The organism is Flavivirga abyssicola (assembly GCF_030540775.2).
GTDB lineage: Bacteria > Bacteroidota > Bacteroidia > Flavobacteriales > Flavobacteriaceae > Flavivirga > Flavivirga abyssicola.
On the sequence record NZ_CP141266.1, the window covers coordinates 3,328,873 to 3,351,544 of the forward strand.

Genomic DNA, 22,672 nt, shown 5'->3' on the forward strand with positions numbered 1-22,672 from the left:
TTGATAGTGCCTTACTAAAATGATAAAAGACAAAAAGAAATTCCTATGTCATGCTGAGCTTGTCGAAATACCAGTAAATTACTGATAATCAATATCGGTTTCGACAAGCTCAACCTGACAAATAGAATTATAAAGACTTTTAAACATCCTCTTTTTTTATAAATTATTTGTTTTTAACTTAGAATTCCCCCTAATGTTTTGTTTTTATAGGATAATCCGGTCTTTCCATCGTTTTTGGTGGATTTTCTTTTAACTCTTTTAAAGCGATTTCAATGGCTTTTTCAAGTTGAGGATCACTACCTTTTATAACTTGTTCTGGCCATTGTTCAACCTCAATATCTGGAGCAACACCTTCATTTTCAACTCTAAATCCATCTTTCGTGTAAAAGGCAACATTTGGGGCACTAACGATACCACCATCAATAAACTCGGGATATCCTAAAATACCTACCAAACCTCCCCAGGTACGTTTACCAACGATAGTCCCTAGTTTAAATTTTCTAAACATCCATGGTAAGTAATCCCCACCAGAACCTGCGGTTTCGTCTGTTATCATAACTTTAGGTCCTTGTATAGAAGCATTAGGCGATTTTTGATCTTTTCCATAGCGGAAATTCCAGTAGGCTTGTTCAGGTTTCTTTAAAATATCTATGTAATAGTCCGCTAACTGTCCACCACCATTAAAACGTTCATCAATAATGATCGCTTTTTTATTTGCTTGCGGGAAGAAGTAGCGTTTAAAGTATTCATGTCCAGCTCCTGCTGTATTTGGTACATACACATAAGCAACTTGACCGTCGGTAGCTTTGTCTACTTTTTTAATATTATTTTCAACCCATTCTCTATTACGCAATGATCGCTCATTACCTACTGGAGTCACTTTTACATTGCGGGCATTAGATCCATTTGAATTAGAACTGACCTTAAGCGAAACAATTTTATTGGCAGTATTTTCAAAAAAGCTATATAGGTTATCTTTTGATGTTACATTTTTGCCATTTACAGCAAGAATATAATCACCTGTGTTTATATCTACACCTGGCTCTGTTAAAGGAGAGCGTAGATCAGGGTTCCAATTTAAGCCGCCATATATTTTCTTAATACGATAGCGATTATTCTTTACTTCATAATCAGCACCTAATAAGCCCCCGTTTATCCTTTTGGGGTTGTTCAAACGATCTCCTCTGTTAAAGAAACGATGATGTCCTACACCTAATTCGCTAAACATCCAACTCATCATTCTGTATAAATCACTTCTGCAAGCAATATGTGGTAGAAAAACTTCATATTTGGCTTTCATAGCATTCCAATCAACGCCATGCATTCCTGGATCATAGAAGTAATCTCTGTTAACTCTCCAGGCTTCATGAAAAATGTTTTTCCATTCTGCTACAGGGTCAATCTTAACTTGCACATTTGATGTGTTTACTATGCCGTCTTTAGGTTTTTTACCAGTATCGGTAATTCCTATCTTACGGTCTATAGTATATAACATTTTGTCACCCTTAGCTGCAATCTCAAAATAATTAGCAGGCATAATGGTTTCATCTTTTCTTTTTTTCAAATCATATTTGTGCAACGTTGTTTTGCGTTCGTGTGGTGCTCTTGATAAGTAATATAGCTCGCCTTCTTTCGCAATACCCAAGTTTCTATATATACCTGAAGTAATAGGTATATGTACAATTCTGTTTTGTATACCATCCCAATCAATTTTTAAGTCCGATTTCTTGTCTTTTTTATCCTTATCCTTATCCTTGTCTTTATCCTTATCCTCGTTTACTTCTTCTTTAACCTCTTCTTCATCATTTTCTTTTGTAAAAGGAGATATTGTTTCTTTTTGAAGTGTTACCAAATAAATAGAATTACTTAGTTCCATGTCTTGATTGGATTGATCGAACCAATTGACCACAGGACCAGCATCTGTAGAAGCAATCATATAAAGATATTTTCCGCTAGGATCAAAAACTGGGTTTGTTATGTTTGATAAGCCATCAGATAGAGTAAAAGATTTATTTTCAGAAAGCGAGTAGAGGTGTACTTGTTCAAAGTTGGTTTCTGTAATTATGGTGTAAGCAATCCATTTAGAGTCTGAAGACCAATCTCCAAATAATTCTCTAAACACACCAGGAGTATAGACCACATCAGAGGCTATTTTGGTTATGTTACTTGTTGCTATGTCAAGTAGGTATAAAGATCGTCCATTATCTACAAAAGCTATTTTATTATTGTCTGGCGACCAATGCATGTCAGCATAAAAGCCATTTCCTGTCAATGTTATTTTTTTAATATGTCCATTACTAGTATTTTGGATATGCAATGCATATTCACCAGAAGCATCTGAGTAATATGCAATGTACTTTCCATTTGGTGACCAAGATGGGTATTTTTCATGAACGCCTTGTGTATTAGTAATATTTTTAGGATCTCCTTTTTTAGCAGGAATAGTGATAATGTCTCCTCTAAAGTCTGTTACTACGCGCGCACCTGATGGAGAAATACTTCCACTTCTTATGTATTTATTACCAGAAACATAACGTGGTCTTAATTCTAATAAATCAGTGGAAATATTAATATTAAGTTTTGTCTGTGATCCCGAAGCTATATTATATACATGTAAATAACCTGCTTGTTCAAATATGATATCATTTTTATTGGCAGATAAATTAATAATAGGGAAATCTTTAAATTGAGTTAGCTGATTAATTGATTTCGTTTTTACATGATAACTATACAGGTTAAACTCGCCATTTCTGTCACTTTTAAAATAAACATAATCTCCAGACCATTGAGGTTTGCTATCATTACAACCGCCAGAAGGTTTTGATATTTCTTCTACTTTATGAGACTTATTATTATAAATCCAAATACGTGAGATGGTACCTCCTCGATAATGCTTCCATTGATTAAAAACATCATATATAGGTGTATAAGCAAGCTGTTTTTCGTCATCCGAATAGGACGCCCAAAAAGCATTAGGAATGTTTAATTGAGTAATAGTTCCACCATTCGCTGATGTTTTAAATAGTTTTAAATGTCTATTAGTAAATGAGTTGCGTTGAGATGCGAAAATGACATTGGATCCATCCGCAGAGAAGTCACGGACTAAATCAGTATATGGGTGCCAGGTTAATCTTTTGGGAATTCCTCCAGAAACAGGCACTATAAAGACATCAGTATTTCCATCATATTGAGCATTAAAAGCAATTTGAGTACCGTCTGGCGAAAATATAGGGTTAGACTCAATACCTTTGTCAATAGTCAATCGTTTGGGGTTTGTACCATCTTTATTGGCTACCCACAAGTCTTCAGCATAAATAAAAGCAATATGAGAATTGCTTATAGCTGGTTGAGATAATAAACGAGTGCTCTGAGCATGACTTTTTAGTGATGAAAATAATGTCATAACAAAGATTAAACTTAGAATTGATGAGATTTTGATTGATGTTTTCATTAAGATATAGTTTTAATAATTATACTAGAAAATAGTTATATGTTGGTTAGTACGATTCGACTTATTTTCATGATTTGAATAGTTTGAAATAGAAATCAGTCTCACTTTAAAAGACTATTTCAATTACTTAATATTTAGTTTCTTAAATATACCATAAATAATGGTTAAAACAGCTATCAATATGCCTGTTGCTATAACTTCATTTATAGATAAATTAGATAAAAAATATAGAATAATACTTATTGAAAGGATAGGGATTGTAAAACCTCCTGGGATTTTGAATTCACCTTCTTTAAATTGTTGTGATTTACGCAATTTCATAACTGATAGTGCCACGCCTAAATATATAATTAACATAGCACTACTAGCTATAATTGCTAGTTTTTCAAAACTGCCAGTAGCAGAGAGTGTAAAGCCAATAACAGCATACACAATGATTGCTATATAAGGCGTCTTAAATGACTTATGAATTTTAGAGAACATTTTTAATGGGATAACTTTATCTCTTGATAGCGCGTATATGACTCTAGGATTGTTAAGTATGGAACCACTTAAGAAACCAAACATAGAAACAACAGCTCCAATGAATAATAAGGTATAACCAAAAGGTCCAAAAACTACTTTAGCAGTTTCGGCAAGTGGTGCAGCTTTAAAACTTGGTAAATCACTACCTAAAACACCTTGCGATACTGTTTGAATTAAAACATAGACACATACTACAGTTAAAATACTAATAAAGATTGCTTTAGGAACGGTACGTTTTGGGTTTATAACTTCCCCGCCAACAACAAGACCAGTTTCAGCGCCTTGAAAGGCAAAAAATAAAATAAGCGACGTTTCTCCTAGTTTTTTAAAACTCGGCAGGGTATCTATGTATAAATTATTAAATGAAACATCTTTCCAGCCAATTAAAACCAGTAAAAGTAAGGGGATTAATTTGGCTAGGGTATTGAATTTCACGAGACCTATACCTTGTTTTAGCCCAATAATATTGATATAAGCTAACCCAAAGAAAATTATAAATAGAAATGATAATCGAACCCAGTGATTTTCAAAAATGGGATATCCCGATGCTAATATATTTACTAAAGCATTTGATACTGCTGCGTCTGCAAACAAGGTGCCAATAATAGCAAAAATGCCTCCTAAAAAACCAGCGTAATTTCCAAAAGCTGTTTCAATATAAGTGTAAGGTCCCCCAGTATTTGTTACTTTACTACCTGCTTCAGCAAAGCATAGCATAACAAGTGCTATTAAAACACCGCAAAACATATAAGCGACAATACTAGAAGCTCCCATTTTAGCCGCTATAACAGCCGGTAGAGCAAAAATCCCTGCACCTATAATGATATTGATAATATTGGCAGATAAACCTAAAACACCAACACTTCTTTTTAATCCTTCCTCTTTTTTATTCATATTATAAGTAGCTTAACCACCATTTATCTTTATTATTTGCTTTATGGATCATGTATTTTTTACTTGGAAAGTAAAGCAGTGTTATAAGACCTGCCCATAACAAATACACTACAAATAAAGAATAGCCATAGCCAGAGGCTAAAGATCCGGTATTCCAGGCATTCATATCTAAAATCATTTTTTGCCAATCGTCACCGGAAATTATTAATCCGATTATTGCAACACTATGAATAACTAAAATATGAAGGAAATAATAAAATAATGGTACGCGTCCAAAAATTAAAAAGAAGTCGGTAACTTTATTTTTTACAGCTTCAATACCATATAAAAATAATAATGCAGGACCAATGGTAATAAGAATATAAGCTAATGAAGGGGGGTATTTAGTTACATTGAAAAACGATAGCACTGTTTTGGTGGCTGTATCTTGAGTTGACCAAGGAACTAAATCGCCATAAACATTTAAACCTCTAATGACAAAAAATAGGCAAACAGAAGCAACGCCTATTCTTACCAACCATTTTTTTCTTATTTCAATATCAAAGCCCTTTGTGTACATTGATCCTAAGCAATACCCCAAACTCATTAAACCTATCCAGGGAAGAATAGGGTAAGCAAAGGCTACCATTCTAGTAGAACTTACAGGAATAAAATTAGATTGATGTAATATATACCAGACAATAGATTCAAAGCTGGTACCTTGCATTGTTATACTGTCTAAAAGATTATGTCCGGTAATAAGAATAAACCCAATAAGTAGTATTATTTTTCTTGGAAGATATATTAAAAAAGAAAGAAATATCATGCTTAACCCGATAGCCCAAATGACTTGAAGTCCGATAAAACTATAAGATATATCAAACCACCAGATAAAATTATTTAATACTATTTCTAAGAAAACAAGCCATAAGCCTCTTGTAAACAAAAACTTGAATGATTGTGGTTTTGTTTTATTGCTTCCATACAAAAAAGCAGATGTACCTGCTAAAAATATAAATACAGGAGCACAATAATGTGTTATAAAACGAGTAAAGAATAAGAAAGGGGTTGTCGTTTCTAAGTTTGTAGGATTACTAAAAAAAGAGCCGTAATGAAAATAATCTCTAACGTGGTCCAATGCCATAATAACCATAACAACACCTCTTAAAATGTCTATGGATTCTATTCTGGTCGATTTTACTAAGGGCATTTCTTGATTGATTGTTTTAGAATTCTGCTATCAAGATACTCATTTTTAAAACAAAAAAATGCTTAGCAAATGCTAAGCATTTTAATAACTAACGTGAGTTCGATTTAACTTAAATTATTTAACTTCATTGTAAAGTTCTGATTGTTAGGTTTATAAAATATTTTGTATTTAAAAACACCCTCCTTAATCCTCCCTCGAGGGAGGAATCTCATTAGGTAAAATTGTCCCCTTGAGGGGACTTTAGGGGTGTTTTCAATGTAACTAATTGAAAATCAATAACCATTAAATCGAGTTAACTAAGATTTGATTTAATTGAAAAGTTTATTTTAGTTTATTTAACCAATTGCTTTTCTTTTTTTGTACTAAAATCGACCTCAATTTGATTTTTAGTAATATCCTCAAAAGTTTCTCTTTTTCTAATTAAATGCGCTTTACCTTTATACCATAAAACTTCAGCAGGTCGGTATCTAGAGTTGTAATTACTTGCCATAGAGAAGCAATAAGCACCTGCGTTTTTAAAACATAAAATATCACCTTCATTAATTTCATTGATACGTCTGTTATTTCCAAAGGTATCGGTTTCGCATATATAACCTACCACAGTGTAAAAACGCTCTCGTCCTTTTGGGTTAGAAATGTTTACAATATCATGGTGAGATCCATAAAACATAGGTCTAATAAGATGATTAAACCCAGAATCTACTTGGGCAAATACCGTAGAGGTTGTTTGTTTTACAGCATTTACTTTAGTTAAAAAGCTTCCAGATTCACTCACTAGAAATTTACCAGGCTCAAAAGCCAGAGTTAAATCTTTTCCATAATTTTTACAAAATTCATTGAATCTTGCAGATAGTTTTTTTCCTAACTCTTCAATATTGGTCTCAATATCACCTTGTTTGTAAGGCACTTTAAAACCAGAACCAAAGTCAATAAAATCTAGATTTTTGAATTGCTTTGCGGTTTCAAATAATATTTCGCTGGCATATAAAAAGACTTCAATATCTAAAATATCACTTCCCGTATGCATATGAATACCATTAATAGTCATTTGGGTATTTTCTACAATACGTAATATATGTGGTATTTGATGAATAGAAATTCCAAATTTAGAATCAATATGACCAACTGAGATATTGCTATTACCACCAGCCATAACATGTGGATTAATTCGGATACACACAGGAGTTTTTGGATGTTTTGTTCCAAATTGCTCTAATATGGAGAGGTTATCAATATTAATTTTAACACCTAGTTTGGCTGCTTCTTCAATTTCACTTAAGGATACACCGTTAGGCGTGAAAATAATCTGTTCTGGTAAAAAACCAGCGGCTAGGCCAAGTTGTACTTCTTGAATAGATACCGTATCTATCCCAGACCCAAGTGCGTTTAAAAGTTTTAATATAGATATATTAGAAAGTGCCTTAACTGCATAGTTAATCTTAAGTTTCTTAACATTTTTAAAGGCACTAGTAAGCCTTTTGTATTGATTTTCAATTTTTTCAGCATCATATACATAAACTGGACTCCCAAAATCTTGTGCAATTTTCAGCAATTGATTTTCTAACATAATTTTTTCTAATTTTTTTCAAAGATATTTTATTCGAATAAATAAAAAATAATTAATTAAAAAATTATACAAATTAAACAAAATGTTAATTATTTAACATAAAGATTTTACCATATTTAATGTTGGTAAGTTTTCATAATTAAATATTAGGGTAAGTAATTGCTATTATTTACATTTGCCATTCTTAAACGATTACGCGAATTATGAATTTACACGAATATCAAGGTAAAGAAATATTAAATAGTTTTGGAGTACGTATACAACGTGGTATAGTAGCTCAAAATGCTAATGAAGCAGTAGCTGCTGCAAAACAATTAACAAACGAAACTGGGACAAGTTGGCACGTTATTAAGGCACAGGTTCATGCTGGAGGACGTGGAAAAGGTGGCGGTGTTAAGCTTGCCAAAAACTTGCAAGAAGTTGAAGAGATAGCTGGACAAATAATTGGAATGAACTTAATTACACCTCAAACGTCTGCTGAGGGTAAAAAAGTACACCAAGTTTTAGTTGCTGAAGATGTTTATTATCCTGGTGAAAGTGAAACGGATGAATTTTACGTGTCTGTATTATTAAATAGAAGTACTGGACGTAATATGATTATGTATTCTACAGAAGGTGGTATGGATATTGAAACGGTTGCTGAAGAAACTCCGGAATTAATATTTACAGAAGAGATTGATCCTGCGGTTGGTTTATTACCATTTCAAGCGAGACGCGTCGCTTTTAATCTTGGATTATCAGGGTTAGCATTTAAAGAAATGACAAAGTTTGTTACGGCTTTATATACTGCCTATGTAAAGTCTGATTCTTCTTTATTTGAAATCAATCCTGTTTTAAAAACAAGTGATAATAAAATAATGGCTGTAGATGCTAAAGTGACTATTGATGACAATGCGCTTTACAGACATAAGAATTACATAGATTTACGCGATGTACGTGAAGAAAGTGCAATAGAAGTTGAAGCAGGAGAACTGGGTTTAAACTACGTAGACCTAGATGGAAATGTGGGTTGTATGGTAAACGGTGCTGGGTTAGCCATGGCTACTATGGATTTAATTAAACAAGCAGGAGGGGAGCCAGCAAACTTTTTAGACGTTGGTGGTACTGCAGATGCGGCTCGTGTGGAAGCAGCTTTCAAGATTATATTAAAAGATCCAGCAGTAAAAGCGATCTTAATTAACATCTTTGGAGGAATAGTACGTTGCGATCGTGTAGCGCAAGGTGTAATTGATGCTTATAAAAATATGGGAACCATAAATGTACCTATTATAGTACGTTTGCAAGGAACGAATGCTGATATTGCTAAAGATTTAATAGATAATTCTGGATTAGACGTTATGAGCGCCACAGAATTTCAAGAAGCAGCAGATAAAGTACAGCAAGTTTTAGCTTAATACTTTGCTTATATAAATTAAAAAGAGCAACAATTAATTGTTGCTCTTTTTTTGTGGCTTAGATTTATTTTCTAAGGGTTTCTTTTTGAAATTTGGCGATTTAGTAGCTTTTGAATTTGAATCTTTTTTTGGCATCGGGCCACGTAAATGGATAACAAGTCCATTTAAAAAATTACGTAAAATTTGATCACCACATTCCATATATTTGGGATGATCTTCTTTTCTAAAAAACGCACCTAATTCACTTTTAGATATTCTGAAATCAACCAAACTTAAAATTTTTACTATATCATCATCACGAAGTTTTAATGCCACACGTAATTTTTTTAAAATATCATTATTTGTCATAAGATTGATTTCTACTTTTTTTAATACTTAAATTGTTCAATTAATTCGTCAGAATATACCTTTCTCGCGTTTTCTTAGCATTTACAAAGATACCTTAAATATTAATTTTTAATGGGGTGTATTAAAGATAAGTTTTTTGTGTGTAACCATCTGTTTATAAGGTATTTGTGTTTGTTTTTTTAATTAAAAATAAATTTATGTAAATGACGAAATGCAATTTTATTAGATGAATAAAATGTAATTATTGATGAAATAAATAAAAGTTACGACCAAATACCTCCCATTTTTCGATAAGTTACATTATATACACGATTATTAAATTACTCTTCTATGTACCTTTATAGTATAATTAATTAATCCCCGAAAAATGATTAATAGAGTAGAAAAATTGAGTCTTTTATCCGAAATGATAGCATTTGCTAAATATGATAAAGACATAAAGGAAATAGAATATAATTTTTTATTAGGTGTAGCAAAACAGCTTGACATAACAAGAGAAGATTTTGATTATTTGATAGAGCACCCTGTTACGTACACGCATTTAAAATCTCATAGTGAGCGTATTGTTCAGTTTCATAGATTGGTATTATTAATGAATATTGATCAAGAAGATAATAATAATTCAGCAGGAGCTATTAAATTATATAATTTCGGTTTACGTATGGGGCTAAGCCATGAGTCCATTACTAAGGTACTTTATTTAATGGAAAGTTTTCCAAATAAAATTGTACCACCAGATGTGTTGATTGATATCTTTAAAACACAATACAATTAATAATAATCTGCTAAGTTCTTATTAATATTTAAATATGTGTTTTATTTGATGACCTCGTTACGAGGTTATGGAAAAGCTAAAAGTTTATACTTTTAGCTTTTCTAGTTTATCTTGGTAACTTTTAATTTCATCACGTAATTTTGCTGCAACAATAAAATCTAAGGCTTTTGCAGCTTCTTCCATTAATTTGCGTTTTTCTCTAATTTTCTTTTCCAGTTCAGGTTTCGTCAAATAATCGCTTTCTGGCTCTGCAGCTTTTAAAGCTTCTAACTCATAACTATATGTACTTACCGAATTTTTAGATAAAGCATTATCCAAGCTTTTATTGAGCGCTTTGGGCGTCATATTATTTTTTGTGTTGTAAGCAATTTGTTTTTCGCGCCTGTAATTCGTTTCATCAATAGTTTTTTGCATACTATTGGTTATTTTGTCAGCATACATAATGGCTTTTCCATTTAAATTCCTTGCGGCTCTACCTACAGTTTGTGTTAAAGAACGTGTAGAGCGTAAAAAACCTTCTTTGTCAGCATCTAATATGGCAACAAGTGATACTTCGGGTAAATCTAAACCTTCCCTTAAAAGATTAACACCAACTAAAACATCAAACAGCCCTTTACGTAAATCTTGCATGATTTCAACACGCTCCAAGGTATCTACATCACTGTGAATATACCGACAGCGTATTTGTATTCTGTCTAAGTATTTGGTTAACTCTTCAGCCATTCTTTTGGTAAGTGTTGTAACCAATATACGTTCATCTTTCTCAATGCGTTGTTGTATTTCTTCTATTAAATCATCAATTTGGTTTAAACTAGGGCGTACTTCAATGATAGGATCTAATAAACCTGTTGGACGAATAACTTGCTCGATATATATACCATCTGTTTTTTGAAGCTCATAATCTGCAGGAGTGGCACTTACATAGATTACTTGATTTTGAATGGCTTCAAACTCTTCGAATTTCAACGGACGATTATCCATCGCTGCGGGAAGTCTAAAACCATATTCAACCAGATTTTCTTTTCTGCTCCTATCACCACCATACATAGCATGTACTTGAGAGATAGTGACATGACTTTCATCTACAACCATTAAATAATCATCTGGAAAATAATCTAATAAACAGAAAGGTCGTGTGCCAGGTAATCTGCCATCAAGATAGCGTGAATAGTTTTCTATGCCCGAGCAATAACCTAATTCCCGAATCATTTCTAAGTCGAATTCAGTGCGTTCTTTAAGTCGTTTGGCTTCTAGATGTTTACCAATGTCTTTAAAGTAATTGTGTTGTTTTACCAAATCATCCTGAATATTTTTAATGGCACCTTGCAATACATCGGGTGAGGTGACAAACATATTTGCAGGATAGATAGTAAGCTGATCGTATTTTTCGATAACGTCATTGGTCTGAACATTAAAAGATTCAATATCTTCAATTTCATCACCAAAAAAATGAATTCTAAATGCATCATCGGCATAACTAGGGAAAATGTCTACAGTATCACCTTTTATTCTAAAGTTACCATGTTTAAAATCGGCTTCTGTTCTGGAATATAAACTTTGTACTAATTGATGTAATAATTTTGTTCTTGAGATAACCTGATCGCGTTTTAGAGCGACCACATTTTTTTGAAACTCAATAGGATTTCCTATACCATAAATACATGAAACCGATGCGATTACAAGCACATCCCGACGACCAGAAAGTAGTGCAGATGTAGCACTTAAACGCATCTTCTCAATTTCTTCGTTTATGGATAAATCTTTTTCTATGTATACACCAGAAACAGGAATATAGGCTTCTGGTTGATAATAATCATAATAAGACACGAAATATTCAACAGCATTATCTGGAAAAAACTGTTTAAACTCTGAATATAATTGAGCTGCTAACGTTTTGTTATGGGCTAAGACTAAAGTTGGACGTTGTACTTCCTCAATAACATTAGCAACCGTAAAGGTTTTTCCAGAACCTGTTACACCAAGTAATGTTTGATATTTTTCGTTGGAAGTAATACCGTCAACAAGTTGTTTTATGGCTTGTGGCTGATCGCCTGTAGGACTAAATTCGGATTCAATTTTAAACTGCATTTTACAAAATTAAGCAAAATATGAATGCTATCGCTTTAAAGTAAAATGTCCTGAAAATTCTCTGCCATCTTGAAGAAAAACTCTAAACCAATAATCATCGGTTGGTAATAATATACCATTAAAAGTTCCGTCCCAACCATCAGATTGAACAGATAATTGCTTTAGTAATTTCCCATACCTATCATAAATTAAAACAGCACTATTTGGTTGCACTGTATTGCTTATGCCTTTAATTTTCCAATAATCATTAATATTATCACCATTAGGCGTGAAATATTTTGGATGTCCAATAACTGAAATATCTAAAGTTGCTATACCACAAATAGGATCTCGAACATAAATAGTGTAAAATCCTGCTTGTACATTATTGAAGGTGGGTTCTTCTTGATAAATTATAAAAGAAGTGTTTTCTTCCCCTAAAGCGTATTCATAATTACCAAGTCCAAGATTGGTCGGATCTATGGTGACTGAATTGTTTTCAGATAAATCTACAATGGTAACATCATCTTGAGTAATGGTTGCTTTTTCTGAAGCTTTTACATCAACAGTCAAGGTTCTGGAACAACCAGTATCATCAGTTTTGGTGAGGGTGACTGAGTAAATTCCTGGAATTGATACTGTTAATATCGTATCATTAGAAAGTAGGGTGCCATCTTCATAAACCCACTCATAAGTAAATGATTCACTGATATTAGCTTCTATAGGATCTAATATTACAGAAAATGTTGGATCGGAAGTACAGACGATTTCTTCTGGATTGATAGTAAATTCAGGTAAAGGGTTTACTATAAGATCAATGTTTGTGGTTGCTATACAAGTTCTGTTCAAAGGATTTATAACCTCTACTGAGATGGTTTGATTTCCTGAAATTAAAGGATTGGGTAAAGAAGTACTATCTGTAACTAGGTTTCCATTTTCATTCATGTAATCAAAATAGATTTCCATACCAGTTTGGGTTCCTAAAATGGTACTACTAAATGTTGAAGTATCAAAAGGATAAGTCCCATCATTATCGATGTCACTTAAATCACCGTCACAAACAATTTGTGTCGATATTGGATTTGCTATAGGTTGAATGTCTATTCTAAACTCAATAGTTGTTTCATCATAACAAGGGCCATCTGGGGCTGCTGTATTATTATTGGTAACACGAGCTGTAATGGTTTGCGAGGTTGACAGAAATGTATTTGGAAATAGACTGGATATTAAATTTCCATCAAAATCTGTTAACTGATTTCCTAAGGAATCAAAGTAAGTAACGGACACATCTGTTAAACTTTGTCCATTTAGTAAATCTGTTTCTAAGTTGGCTGTATTAAAAAGGAATCCATTATTGGGGTCTGTATCGTTATCACATTCTATAAAAGCTGGAATATCGTGAGCAGTTGGTAAAGCTTCTACATTTAATAGCACATGTGCCCCTAAGGCCAAACAATCATTGGCTATATCACTATCTACCCTCACGTATATAAATTGTGACCCTGGATAGCCTATATTTCTATAACTTGTAATATTTGTGATTTCATTAATTTCTGCCAAAGCATCGGTTTCATTTCTATAATAACGAGGTGGTAATGGGTTCTGTCCTGGTGGTATAGAATTGATAATGGTTGTTGTTACACTACTAAAGTCAAATGTTGCAATACCATCTCTATCATCATTATTTACAGTATCCAGACCATTGATATCTAGAAAATCATCACATTGATTAAATGTTACCAGAAATGTTGAGGGAATGACTGTTGTTGATACGTTTAGTTGAATCTCTGCGGTTTGTACACAACCCATGGATGATTCTACACGTGCCCAAATAACATCCGAACTAATAGACCTGTTAATAAATGTAGTGGGATCAACAATATAATCGGGACTTGTAGTATTGCCAGAGATAGCATCTGCTTGTGTTAAAAAATATGTAAACGTTTCATTAGAAGCATTTGTAGAAATTTCATTGTTAGCCTCAGTTAAATTAAAAGGACTATAGCCAAGTGTCGTAGGGTCTTCATCATCACATTGTATCAATACAACAGGTGAATTTATAATCGGTAAGGGGTTTACTGTTAATTCAATGGCATCTGAATATAACCCACAGCTATTGCCAGTAACATTTAAGAACGCTCGATATTGATATGTGTCTAATGATAATGGTGTCGATGTTATGTTTAAGTTCGTAGTTTGAGAGCCGCTATATATCACATTATCACTAATTGTATTCCAATTAATGCCGTCGGTACTAATTTCCCATTGAATCGTATCAATAGTGGATGTTGATATAGATATGGTTGTATTTGAAGATTCGCAAACTACTGTATTACTAGGTTGTGTTAAAATTGATATAGGAGCAGCGTCTAAATAATCACTGTTCGGAATGGTATAACCATCGCTTGCATTTGTAACTAAACCAAAAGCATTTGTCGTCACCAGATTATCCCCTAATAAGTCATCTCCATTGGCATCAGAAAAACCAGCTTCAATAACATCGCTGCATGTGTCTCCATCACTATCTAAATCAATGTAAGATAGCACCGAGTCATTATCTAAGTCATTAGGTATATAACCAATAATATTGCTATCTGGGGCAGTTTCAGCAGCATCAGCCCATCCATTTATACCATAAGTTGGACCATCTTCTATGCCGTCCAAATTAGTATCGGATAGTGTGCCTAGTTGCCCGGATTCAATTAAATCGTATATGCCATCATTATCACTGTCTAAATCGTAAAAATCGAAAATAGTATCAGAATCAGAATCTAAAGGAATGCCATTGATATCAAAAATATCATCTAACCCATTAGTATCTACATCTATATTTGATAATGTTACCAGTGCCCCATTATTTTCAATAATATCTGGAAGCCCATCATTATCACTATCTAAATCAAGTTCATCTTTTATACCATCTAAATCCGTATCTTTTTTAAAACAGGTAAGAGATATTGTGCCGCTGTACGTAGAAGCTGTCGTTGTATTTGATAATTTATGAATAAAAGAAAATCCATCAACTTGATTGGCGAAAAATTGATAAGGGGTATTACCTAAAGGTGAAGGGTTTATTTTATAATGAATTTCAGACCCTGAAATTTGAGTGATACCTGTTTCAAAAACACCATCAAAATTAGAGTCGATTAGCAAACGGTTGTCTGGGTCAATAAGTGTGATGTTTTTATTTACGGGTAAAATTTTTGCAATAAAAGATTCGCCAGAAGTGATCACATGTGTGATTGCTGTATCTTCTTCTAATTTCACATTTACAGGTTCTGTAAAGATCAATGCATATGTGCTTTCTGCGCTTGATGCAGGTTGAACTATGCTTGTAAAACCACCAACATTGGTACCCGTTATAGTGTTTGTTGTACTTCCAGAGCTATTATTTTGACTGAAAGATGAAGAGGTTATGGATGTATCAACAGAACTATCTTGAAATATTAATTGTGGTGAATTTATGTTAGCAATATTTATCGTAACATTACCTCTTGATTCCGTACAATTAAGGATGCCATCATTATCATTATCGATATCAATATTATCAATAATACCATCATTATCAATATCATCAGGACATATGCTCACCGGAACTTCTGCTGATTCTAATCTTTCTAATGTACAAGTTATTATTCCAATTAGTTTGTATTTCCCAGGTACCATTGGGGTTAAAGTAGGCGTACTTATAAACTGATTTTGAAATCCTGTTCCATCATCAAACCACCACTCAAAACTGTCAAAATTCTGAGTATTGGCTGCTTCTAAGGTAATATTAGGAATGCAGTTTCCTAAAGTTGCAAATTGGGCATCAAAATTAATTTCCGGAGCCGAAGGAAAACCGGAATAAAAGCTTCCAGAGGTTGCTGCACCATTATAATTAAAATAGGCACAGTATAATTCGTCGGAACTTTGTACAGATATGTTTCCAGAAAGTCCTTTTATTTTATAAGTAATATAATCAGGTTTTCCAGGAACTGTATTTGAGGCTACAGAAATGGGTGCATTATTAATAGTGACAGTTGCTCCGACTTTTGTAACAATGGTAATACCTCCGGCATAAATAGTATTTCCAATATTTTGAATATTAGCTATATTATCTAAGTTTCCTCGTGCTTCGCAACTTAAGGGAGGCACAAAAAACATCCCTTGGTTGGCTTCACTAGATGTTCCGCTATTTCCTAATCCACCTACACCTTGATAGGCAAAGGCGGGCTGAGAAGTCTCAACATACATATTCCCATTTGTATTATATTGATTACCTTCAATAACATAGTAACTGCCAGCATTTATAGTTGCAATTGGTACATTTCCATTAATACTAATGCTTGTATTATCTGTATGTGCTACGATTAAAACATTTTCCCAATCATTACTACCATCTCCTCTAACAAAAATGTATTCTGTACCTACTTTTGAGACATCAACAATTTGATCAATACCATAATCTCTTCCGCCGCCGCCGCCAAAACTACCATTTGCTGAACCACAATTTACAACAATAGGTTTGTCAGAACTTATTAAACTTCCTATTAATCCATCACGGTTAATAACTGAGGAGCTACTATTTGTAGCGATGGTATAACTCTCTCCTTTGTTTAAAGTGGTATTTATAGGCGTTGTCCCGCTATAATTTTTTATAACAAGACCAGCGGGAAGATTGCTAAAAGTAACTTGGGTATTATCTTCAGTTGCCATAACCGAGACAAAATTTAAATAATTGTCTTGAGGGTTTTCGTTGGTATAACTGCCCACTCTAAAAGTAGTTCCTAAGGCAGAAAGTCCTTTACTAACTAAAGCTCCAGCTTGTGCACCTCCTCCTGCATTCATTCTTACAGATACATAAATGGTACTTTCTGCTTCAATAATATAACCTTTATTATTAACTACTGTGCTGGTTTGTGAGGAAGGAATAAATAATTGTCCGTTTCCGGAACCTAAAGATATTTGTTGTGGATTTGTATTTGAAACATTCCCCGTTATATAACTAGAGTTGGGTTGCCCCACGGGCTTTATAGTAAAAGGAATGTCTGAAGCACTAGGTGTCGATACATAGATATATTGATCTTCTGGGTTGGCATTACCAAATTCCGCGCTGGTTAATGGCGGTATATAATGTGTTTTACTTAATTGCGAATAGGCTTGTGTGGTAAAGGCAATTATGAATATTAACAATATTTTTTTATAAGAAGCTAATAAATGCATGTGTCTACTGTTAATAGATAAAAGTCTAAATGAACTAAATACTAAAATATAGTATTTAGTTCATTTAGACTTTATAAAATCAGGAAGGTTTAATCTTTTTAGATAAAGAGCATGAAAAAAACGGCTATTTCGTAAAACAACTGTTAAAATTATCTTACTTTATTAATAAACAAGGTTGTTTGATAATAATATTAACGTTTTAGTGCAAAGTGTCCTGTGAGATTAAAAGAATTACCATCTTGAATGACATCGGCTGAAAACCAATAATCATCAGAAGGCATATTATGTCCATTATAGGTGCCGTCCCACCCTGGAGATGTGTGCGGTAAGGTTTTAAGGAGTTTACCATGTCTATTGTAAATATGTACAATCGTACCTGGTAACAGTTCAATACCTACAATATGCCAAGTATCATAAAAACCATCACTATTTGGAGTGACAAATTTTGGGATATCTATAACAACAACATCTTCTGATATGTCCATACATCCTTTTAGATCTCTAACAGTAACGGTGTGTTTACCAAATGTTACATTTTCAAAAATATTAGATGTTTGTGGGGCTCCATCATCCAGTATGAATACATAATCACCAATATTATTAGTATCAATATCAACAGTAATACTATTTGGATCTGCAAAATCAACTGTTGTAGTCAAGTTTATTGTAGCAGCTTCAGATTCTATAACGGAAAAAGAATGTGTGTACGGGCAATCCCCGCCTATTAAATACGGTCTGGTCACTGTTACGGAGTAATTACCAACATCACTGATATCATCTAATAATATTTCTGACGTTGTTGCTCCTGTGGACCATAAATAGGTATCGTCTGGATTGCCAGTTTCTGCACTGATTACTAAAGGTAAATTGTCTATACATAGTGGAACCACATCATCTATTGGAATAACGGGTAAAGGGTTTATACGCGTATTAAATACTGTTGTATCAAAACATCCTGTATTATTATTTTCAATCCGAGCGTATATGGTTTCACTATCAAATGCGAGATAATTATTGTCTATACTGTTTGTGCCACTTTCAGCATTAGCAAAATCATTATAGAATGTAATACTAAAATCTGAAGTGTTTTGAGTTCCTAAAATAGTATTGGTGGCTAATGAGGGTAAATCAAATTCAAAAAAACCATCAAAGTCATCATCACAAGTAATTAAATCTGGTATAGGGTTTGCAATTGGATTTGGATTTATTTGTAAATTAAATGAAGGGGCTATAAAACAGCCTGTAGTCATATTTGAAACTCTAATAAATATAGTATGATTACTAGCCGTATAGTTGAATATATTATTTAATGGCGCTGTATTATTATCTGCGTCGCTTTGCGAACTATGATACGAGATATTTACTAAACTCGGATCGTCTACTATCATAGTGTCTACAGCAGATAAATCGAAAGTATCTGTATCATTATCGCATATAGAAATCGTTGTTATAGTATTAATAGCGGGTGGGAGGTTTACTCTTAATTCTAGTGGAGCAATACTAAAACATTCGGTTAAAGTATTAGCTACTTTGATATAGACTGTTTTAGCAATTGAGCTAAAACTTGAAGGATTAAGTATTTCATTCGTGTTATCTAATCCATCATCCTGATTTATGTCTTCAAAGTTTTCAAAATAATTAATGCTTAAAATTCCTAAGTTTAATTCTCTTTCATCTAAAATTTCTAAATCTGATGTTTCTAAATTGAAAGTTGTATTGCCATCATAATCTTCATCACAACGTATTAAAGCTGTAGTAGGAGGGGTGATGTTGGGAGCTGCAGTAATATTTATGTTAATAGTTTCAACAACATAGCATAATGAATCATCACTCTCAATTCTAACAAATAAAGTTTGTTGGTTCTTTGTTGTGTTTGTATAAGGAGATGACAGTGGATTGTCGCCATTTTCAGCTTCTAGAAGGGTTAAATGAAAGGTAATATTTAAAACTTCGGGAGGGGTAGGTCCTTGAATTTCTATAATTTTTTCATTTAAGTCAAAAACTTCTATTCCGTCATTACTAGTATCATCACAAGTTAAAAAAGGTGTAGGAACATTATAAACTGGGTTTGGAGATACTTGTAATATAAATGAAGATGTATCAAAGCAGGTTGGGTCTGTTATATTTTCTACGCGAACATAAATGGTTTGAGGGCTTGATGTGTTTTCATATGCATTATCTTTATCAATTGGTATAGTAAAAGCCGCATCTTCAAAATAAAAAACTTCCTTGCCTGTTTGACCGTTTAAAATTTCAGCATCTTTATCAGCTAAAATAAACTCAGCTGTACTGCCACCTACGGTTTGACAGATCTGAAATGAATTAATGGTAGGAATAACAGGTTCTGTATTTACAATAATTTCCTGTTCTACTATATTATAACACCCTTCGGAAGATAGCATATTTTCTACTCTTACGTAGATAATTTGAGTGCTGGTATTGTAAGCTGTTCTTTCTGGGGCGGAAATTGCATTTGTTGGTGTAGTGGAATCTGCATCCGCAAATGTTGTGAAAAAGTCTATTTTAAGATTGGTTGGACTTGCAACGACATCGTCTATTATGTCATTTAAATTTATAGTTATTATACCATCAGGGGTGCCATCATTGTTATCGCATTCAATAATTGGAGGAGGCGTATTAGCTGGTGGTGCTAAAACAACTTGGATTTGAAAAAAGTTAGTTGTAGCACATCCTGTATCATTGTTTACAATTCGTGCGTAAATATCTTCTGTTGCGTTTGTATTGGTATAAAAATCTGGTAACTGGTTCGTTGTGTTATTTGAATCTGCATCAGCAGCACTTGGAAAATAGGTAACCGAAAAATTTGCATTACCATTGGTTACCATATCATCTAGCGAATGTAAGTCAATACTAACAATACCGTCATCATCTGTATCACAATAAGGAATTGGGCTTGCTGGGTTAAATTGCAATATAGGGTTTACTAAAAGTGTTATCTCTCCTACTTCTGTACAGTTACCATCATTCATACTAACGTATAATGTTTTTGGGCTCGTTGCTTCATAAAGTATGCCTTTAGGAATAGGGTTTGAGTTGCTATCTCTTTCTGGCTCGGTTTCATAAAATGTAACAGTAACTGGGTTTGGCAAATCGTTAGAGATAAAAGATTCTACAGATGTTAAATTAAATTCTAGTGTATCGCCTTCTATATCATTTGTGTCACATAAAGCAAAATCTCCTAAGTCTGTACCAGTTAAAAGTAGATTGGTATGAATTTCTAGAGGCACAATAGTAGCACAACCAGTTGTATCATCTTCTATTCTTACATAAATAGTTTGCTGCTCAAGGTTTATATTTTCATAATTCGTTGTATTTGTAATAGGATTTGTACCAGCATTAGCATCATCAAGACTTTCATGAAATGTAGGAGTGACACCTCCTAATCCGCCTATTATATCGCTAAGAACACTTTCTAAGTTAAAATTAGCAGTGCCGTCCATATCTCTGTCACAGGCATCTAAATATTGGGTATCTCTGTTTACTATTGGACTTATAGTAATATTGGCCAATAATGTTGTTGTACTAACACAGCCTGTTAATGAGTTTATAACTCTAACATAAATAACTTCCGTAGCATTATTTGTATTGGCAAATGGGGATGTTATGGGGTTATTACCGGTATTTGCGTCAGCTGGATTACGATGATAAGATACTATGAGGTTACTTAATCCACCAGTTATTTCATCATCTCTTTGTGTTAATTCACCTGGTTCTATGATGGCGAAACCATCCGGAGAATCATCGTCATCACAAATTTCTATATCTGAAGGCGTATTTATATTAGGAAGCTCATTTACAATTAAATTAAAAGAGGTATAGGCAAAACAATTACTGTCTGTATCATCAATTCTAACATAAATTGGTTGAGGACTTATTGTATTTGATATGGGGGCAGTAATCTCGTTAACATCGCCTCTAGCTTCTGCTTCAGAATAATGATAGGAAAAGGTGTAATTGGAAAAAGGAATATTATTTGCTAATTCAGAATTTTTGGTAGAAAGATCAAATGTTTCTATTCCATCACCACTTGCATCATCACATAATTCATAATCACTAATAGGAGTAATAGGCTCTTCTGAATTTAATATAACATTTATTTCATCTTCTTCAGGGCAACTCGTACCATTTAAGTCTACAGTGACTACAACTCTATAAGTACCGCTTTGTATAGCATTATAAGTAGGGTTTGTAGCACCACTTATTAGGTTATTATCCAAATACCACGCATAGGTAGCTAGAGGGTTATTTATATCAGCACTTAAAAGTGTTGCGCTAGCACAGGTTTCTATATCCTCACCTAAGTCTAAAATTGTAAAACTATCGCCTTCAATAAATACTGCCGAATCAAAAGTACCATCATTTTGGTCAGCAATAATTATTTTGACATGATATTGAACATTGGGAGTAATCGTTGCGGATGCTGTGAGGACATTACTACGGCCAACATAATTGGTGTCACCAATATTATAACCATCAAAAAATTGTTCGTTTTGCGGAGGGCAAGCAGGTAATAAATTAGGGCGTATATTATTAGTGTTAACTGGGTCTGAAGTGCCTGGAACTAAAGCAATATTTTGATAAGGTCCAGTGCTGGTAGCTTCTCTAATGAGAAAAACAAACCCATCTGAAACTAAACAAGGATTAATACCGTCATAGTCTTCTGAAGCAAATAAGTAGTTAAATTGAATTTGATTGGATATTGATACAATGTCAAACTCTATAGATGTTGCGTTAACTGTATTGGTAGTCCCTAGAGCAGTTTCTAAATCTGGATCTGTTCCCCAACTTGTTGAACTTTCACTAAGTGTAGGTGTAATAACACCATTGCCGCCAGATGCAGCACTACCAGTTGAAAGCATAATACCATTTTCAAAAGGGAAATTAGAGCTAGCACGTTCAAAATAGCCGTAACTAGGTAAACCATGTGCATTACCGTTAACTGGTGAGGTTATATTAGAAATATCTACACAACCATCTACCAAATTGTCTTCTATAAGTTGTTGTAAACCAACACTACTGTCTACAGATATTTGTTGCGAGAACATAAGGTTATTACCGCAAATAAGGATAAGCAAGATGTAGTAAATAGACCTCATAGTTTGTAGGCTTTCTTTTTTTGATTTTACCAAGAAAAATATTTATCCAAGTTGGGGTTAATTTATGGTCGGAAATTAGATGTTTTTTAAGTGAAACACAAAAAAATACAATGAAATGCATTTTAATTAGTTTTAAGGTC

At 33.3% G+C, this 22,672-nt stretch carries 10 protein-coding genes; 2 read left to right on the forward strand and 8 right to left on the reverse strand.

Going from position 1 to position 22,672, the window contains the following annotated elements; genetic code table 11:
• Window positions 1-190: 190 nt before the first annotated feature.
• The 4 genes from Q4Q34_RS14030 to lysA form a co-directional block, all read right to left on the reverse strand.
• Window positions 191-3,451 carry a S41 family peptidase gene (locus Q4Q34_RS14030; RefSeq protein WP_303315805.1) on the reverse strand — a complete coding sequence of 1,087 codons (3,261 nt, stop codon included), beginning with the start codon at window positions 3,449-3,451 and terminating at the stop codon, window positions 191-193.
• Window positions 3,452-3,574: 123 nt separating this feature from the next.
• The gene (locus Q4Q34_RS14035) at window positions 3,575-4,870 is read right to left on the reverse strand and encodes an APC family permease (RefSeq protein ID WP_303315804.1); all 1,296 of its coding nucleotides are present in this window, start codon (window positions 4,868-4,870) and stop codon (window positions 3,575-3,577) included.
• Window position 4,871: 1 nt separating this feature from the next.
• Complete coding sequence (locus Q4Q34_RS14040; protein WP_303315803.1) at window positions 4,872-6,059, reverse strand: DUF1624 domain-containing protein; 1,188 nt, start codon at window positions 6,057-6,059, stop codon at window positions 4,872-4,874.
• Between the two features lie 331 nt (window positions 6,060-6,390).
• Window positions 6,391-7,626 (reverse strand): diaminopimelate decarboxylase, encoded by a 1,236-nt coding sequence (gene lysA, locus Q4Q34_RS14045; protein ID WP_303315802.1) that lies wholly within the window; start codon window positions 7,624-7,626, stop codon window positions 6,391-6,393.
• Between the two features lie 203 nt (window positions 7,627-7,829).
• Between lysA and sucC the strand changes: the two genes are divergently transcribed.
• Window positions 7,830-9,020 (forward strand): ADP-forming succinate--CoA ligase subunit beta, encoded by a 1,191-nt coding sequence (gene sucC, locus Q4Q34_RS14050; RefSeq protein ID WP_303315800.1) that lies wholly within the window; start codon window positions 7,830-7,832, stop codon window positions 9,018-9,020.
• Window positions 9,021-9,053: 33 nt separating this feature from the next.
• Here sucC and Q4Q34_RS14055 read toward each other — a convergent pair whose 3' ends face one another.
• Window positions 9,054-9,368 carry a DUF1456 family protein gene (locus Q4Q34_RS14055; RefSeq protein ID WP_303315798.1) on the reverse strand — a complete coding sequence of 105 codons (315 nt, stop codon included), beginning with the start codon at window positions 9,366-9,368 and terminating at the stop codon, window positions 9,054-9,056.
• 367 nt (window positions 9,369-9,735) lie between these two features.
• On the opposite strand from Q4Q34_RS14055, the gene Q4Q34_RS14060 reads away from it, so the two are divergent.
• The gene (locus Q4Q34_RS14060; RefSeq protein ID WP_303315797.1) at window positions 9,736-10,143 is read left to right on the forward strand and encodes a TerB family tellurite resistance protein; all 408 of its coding nucleotides are present in this window, start codon (window positions 9,736-9,738) and stop codon (window positions 10,141-10,143) included.
• Between the two features lie 84 nt (window positions 10,144-10,227).
• On the opposite strand, the gene uvrB is transcribed toward Q4Q34_RS14060, so the two are convergent.
• The 3 genes from uvrB to Q4Q34_RS14075 all read right to left on the reverse strand — a co-directional run bounded on the left by uvrB (window position 10,228) and on the right by Q4Q34_RS14075 (window position 22,532).
• Window positions 10,228-12,231: an excinuclease ABC subunit UvrB gene (gene uvrB, locus Q4Q34_RS14065; RefSeq protein WP_303315796.1), complete on the reverse strand. Its 2,004-nt coding sequence runs from the start codon at window positions 12,229-12,231 to the stop codon at window positions 10,228-10,230.
• 27 nt (window positions 12,232-12,258) lie between these two features.
• Window positions 12,259-17,415 (reverse strand): T9SS type B sorting domain-containing protein, encoded by a 5,157-nt coding sequence (locus Q4Q34_RS14070; RefSeq protein ID WP_303315795.1) that lies wholly within the window; start codon window positions 17,413-17,415, stop codon window positions 12,259-12,261.
• A gap of 191 nt (window positions 17,416-17,606) precedes the next feature.
• Entirely contained in the window at window positions 17,607-22,532 is a 4,926-nt protein-coding gene (locus Q4Q34_RS14075; protein WP_330444546.1) for a T9SS type B sorting domain-containing protein, read from the reverse strand.
• Window positions 22,533-22,672 lie beyond the last annotated feature (140 nt).

What these genes read in the sequence shown, in the direction of transcription:
- lysA (WP_303315802.1), bottom strand. Translation starts at nt 7,626, where the DNA reads ATGTTAGAAAATCAATTGCTGAAAATTGCACAAGATTTTGGGAGTCCA.
- Q4Q34_RS14075 (WP_330444546.1), bottom strand. Translation starts at nt 22,532, where the DNA reads ATGAGGTCTATTTACTACATCTTGCTTATCCTTATTTGCGGTAATAAC.
- Q4Q34_RS14040 (WP_303315803.1), bottom strand. Translation starts at nt 6,059, where the DNA reads ATGCCCTTAGTAAAATCGACCAGAATAGAATCCATAGACATTTTAAGA.
- Q4Q34_RS14055 (WP_303315798.1), bottom strand. Translation starts at nt 9,368, where the DNA reads ATGACAAATAATGATATTTTAAAAAAATTACGTGTGGCATTAAAACTT.
- Q4Q34_RS14060 (WP_303315797.1), top strand. Translation starts at nt 9,736, where the DNA reads ATGATTAATAGAGTAGAAAAATTGAGTCTTTTATCCGAAATGATAGCA.
- Q4Q34_RS14035 (WP_303315804.1), bottom strand. Translation starts at nt 4,870, where the DNA reads ATGAATAAAAAAGAGGAAGGATTAAAAAGAAGTGTTGGTGTTTTAGGT.
- Q4Q34_RS14070 (WP_303315795.1), bottom strand. Translation starts at nt 17,415, where the DNA reads ATGCATTTATTAGCTTCTTATAAAAAAATATTGTTAATATTCATAATT.
- Q4Q34_RS14030 (WP_303315805.1), bottom strand. Translation starts at nt 3,451, where the DNA reads ATGAAAACATCAATCAAAATCTCATCAATTCTAAGTTTAATCTTTGTT.
- uvrB (WP_303315796.1), bottom strand. Translation starts at nt 12,231, where the DNA reads ATGCAGTTTAAAATTGAATCCGAATTTAGTCCTACAGGCGATCAGCCA.
- sucC (WP_303315800.1), top strand. Translation starts at nt 7,830, where the DNA reads ATGAATTTACACGAATATCAAGGTAAAGAAATATTAAATAGTTTTGGA.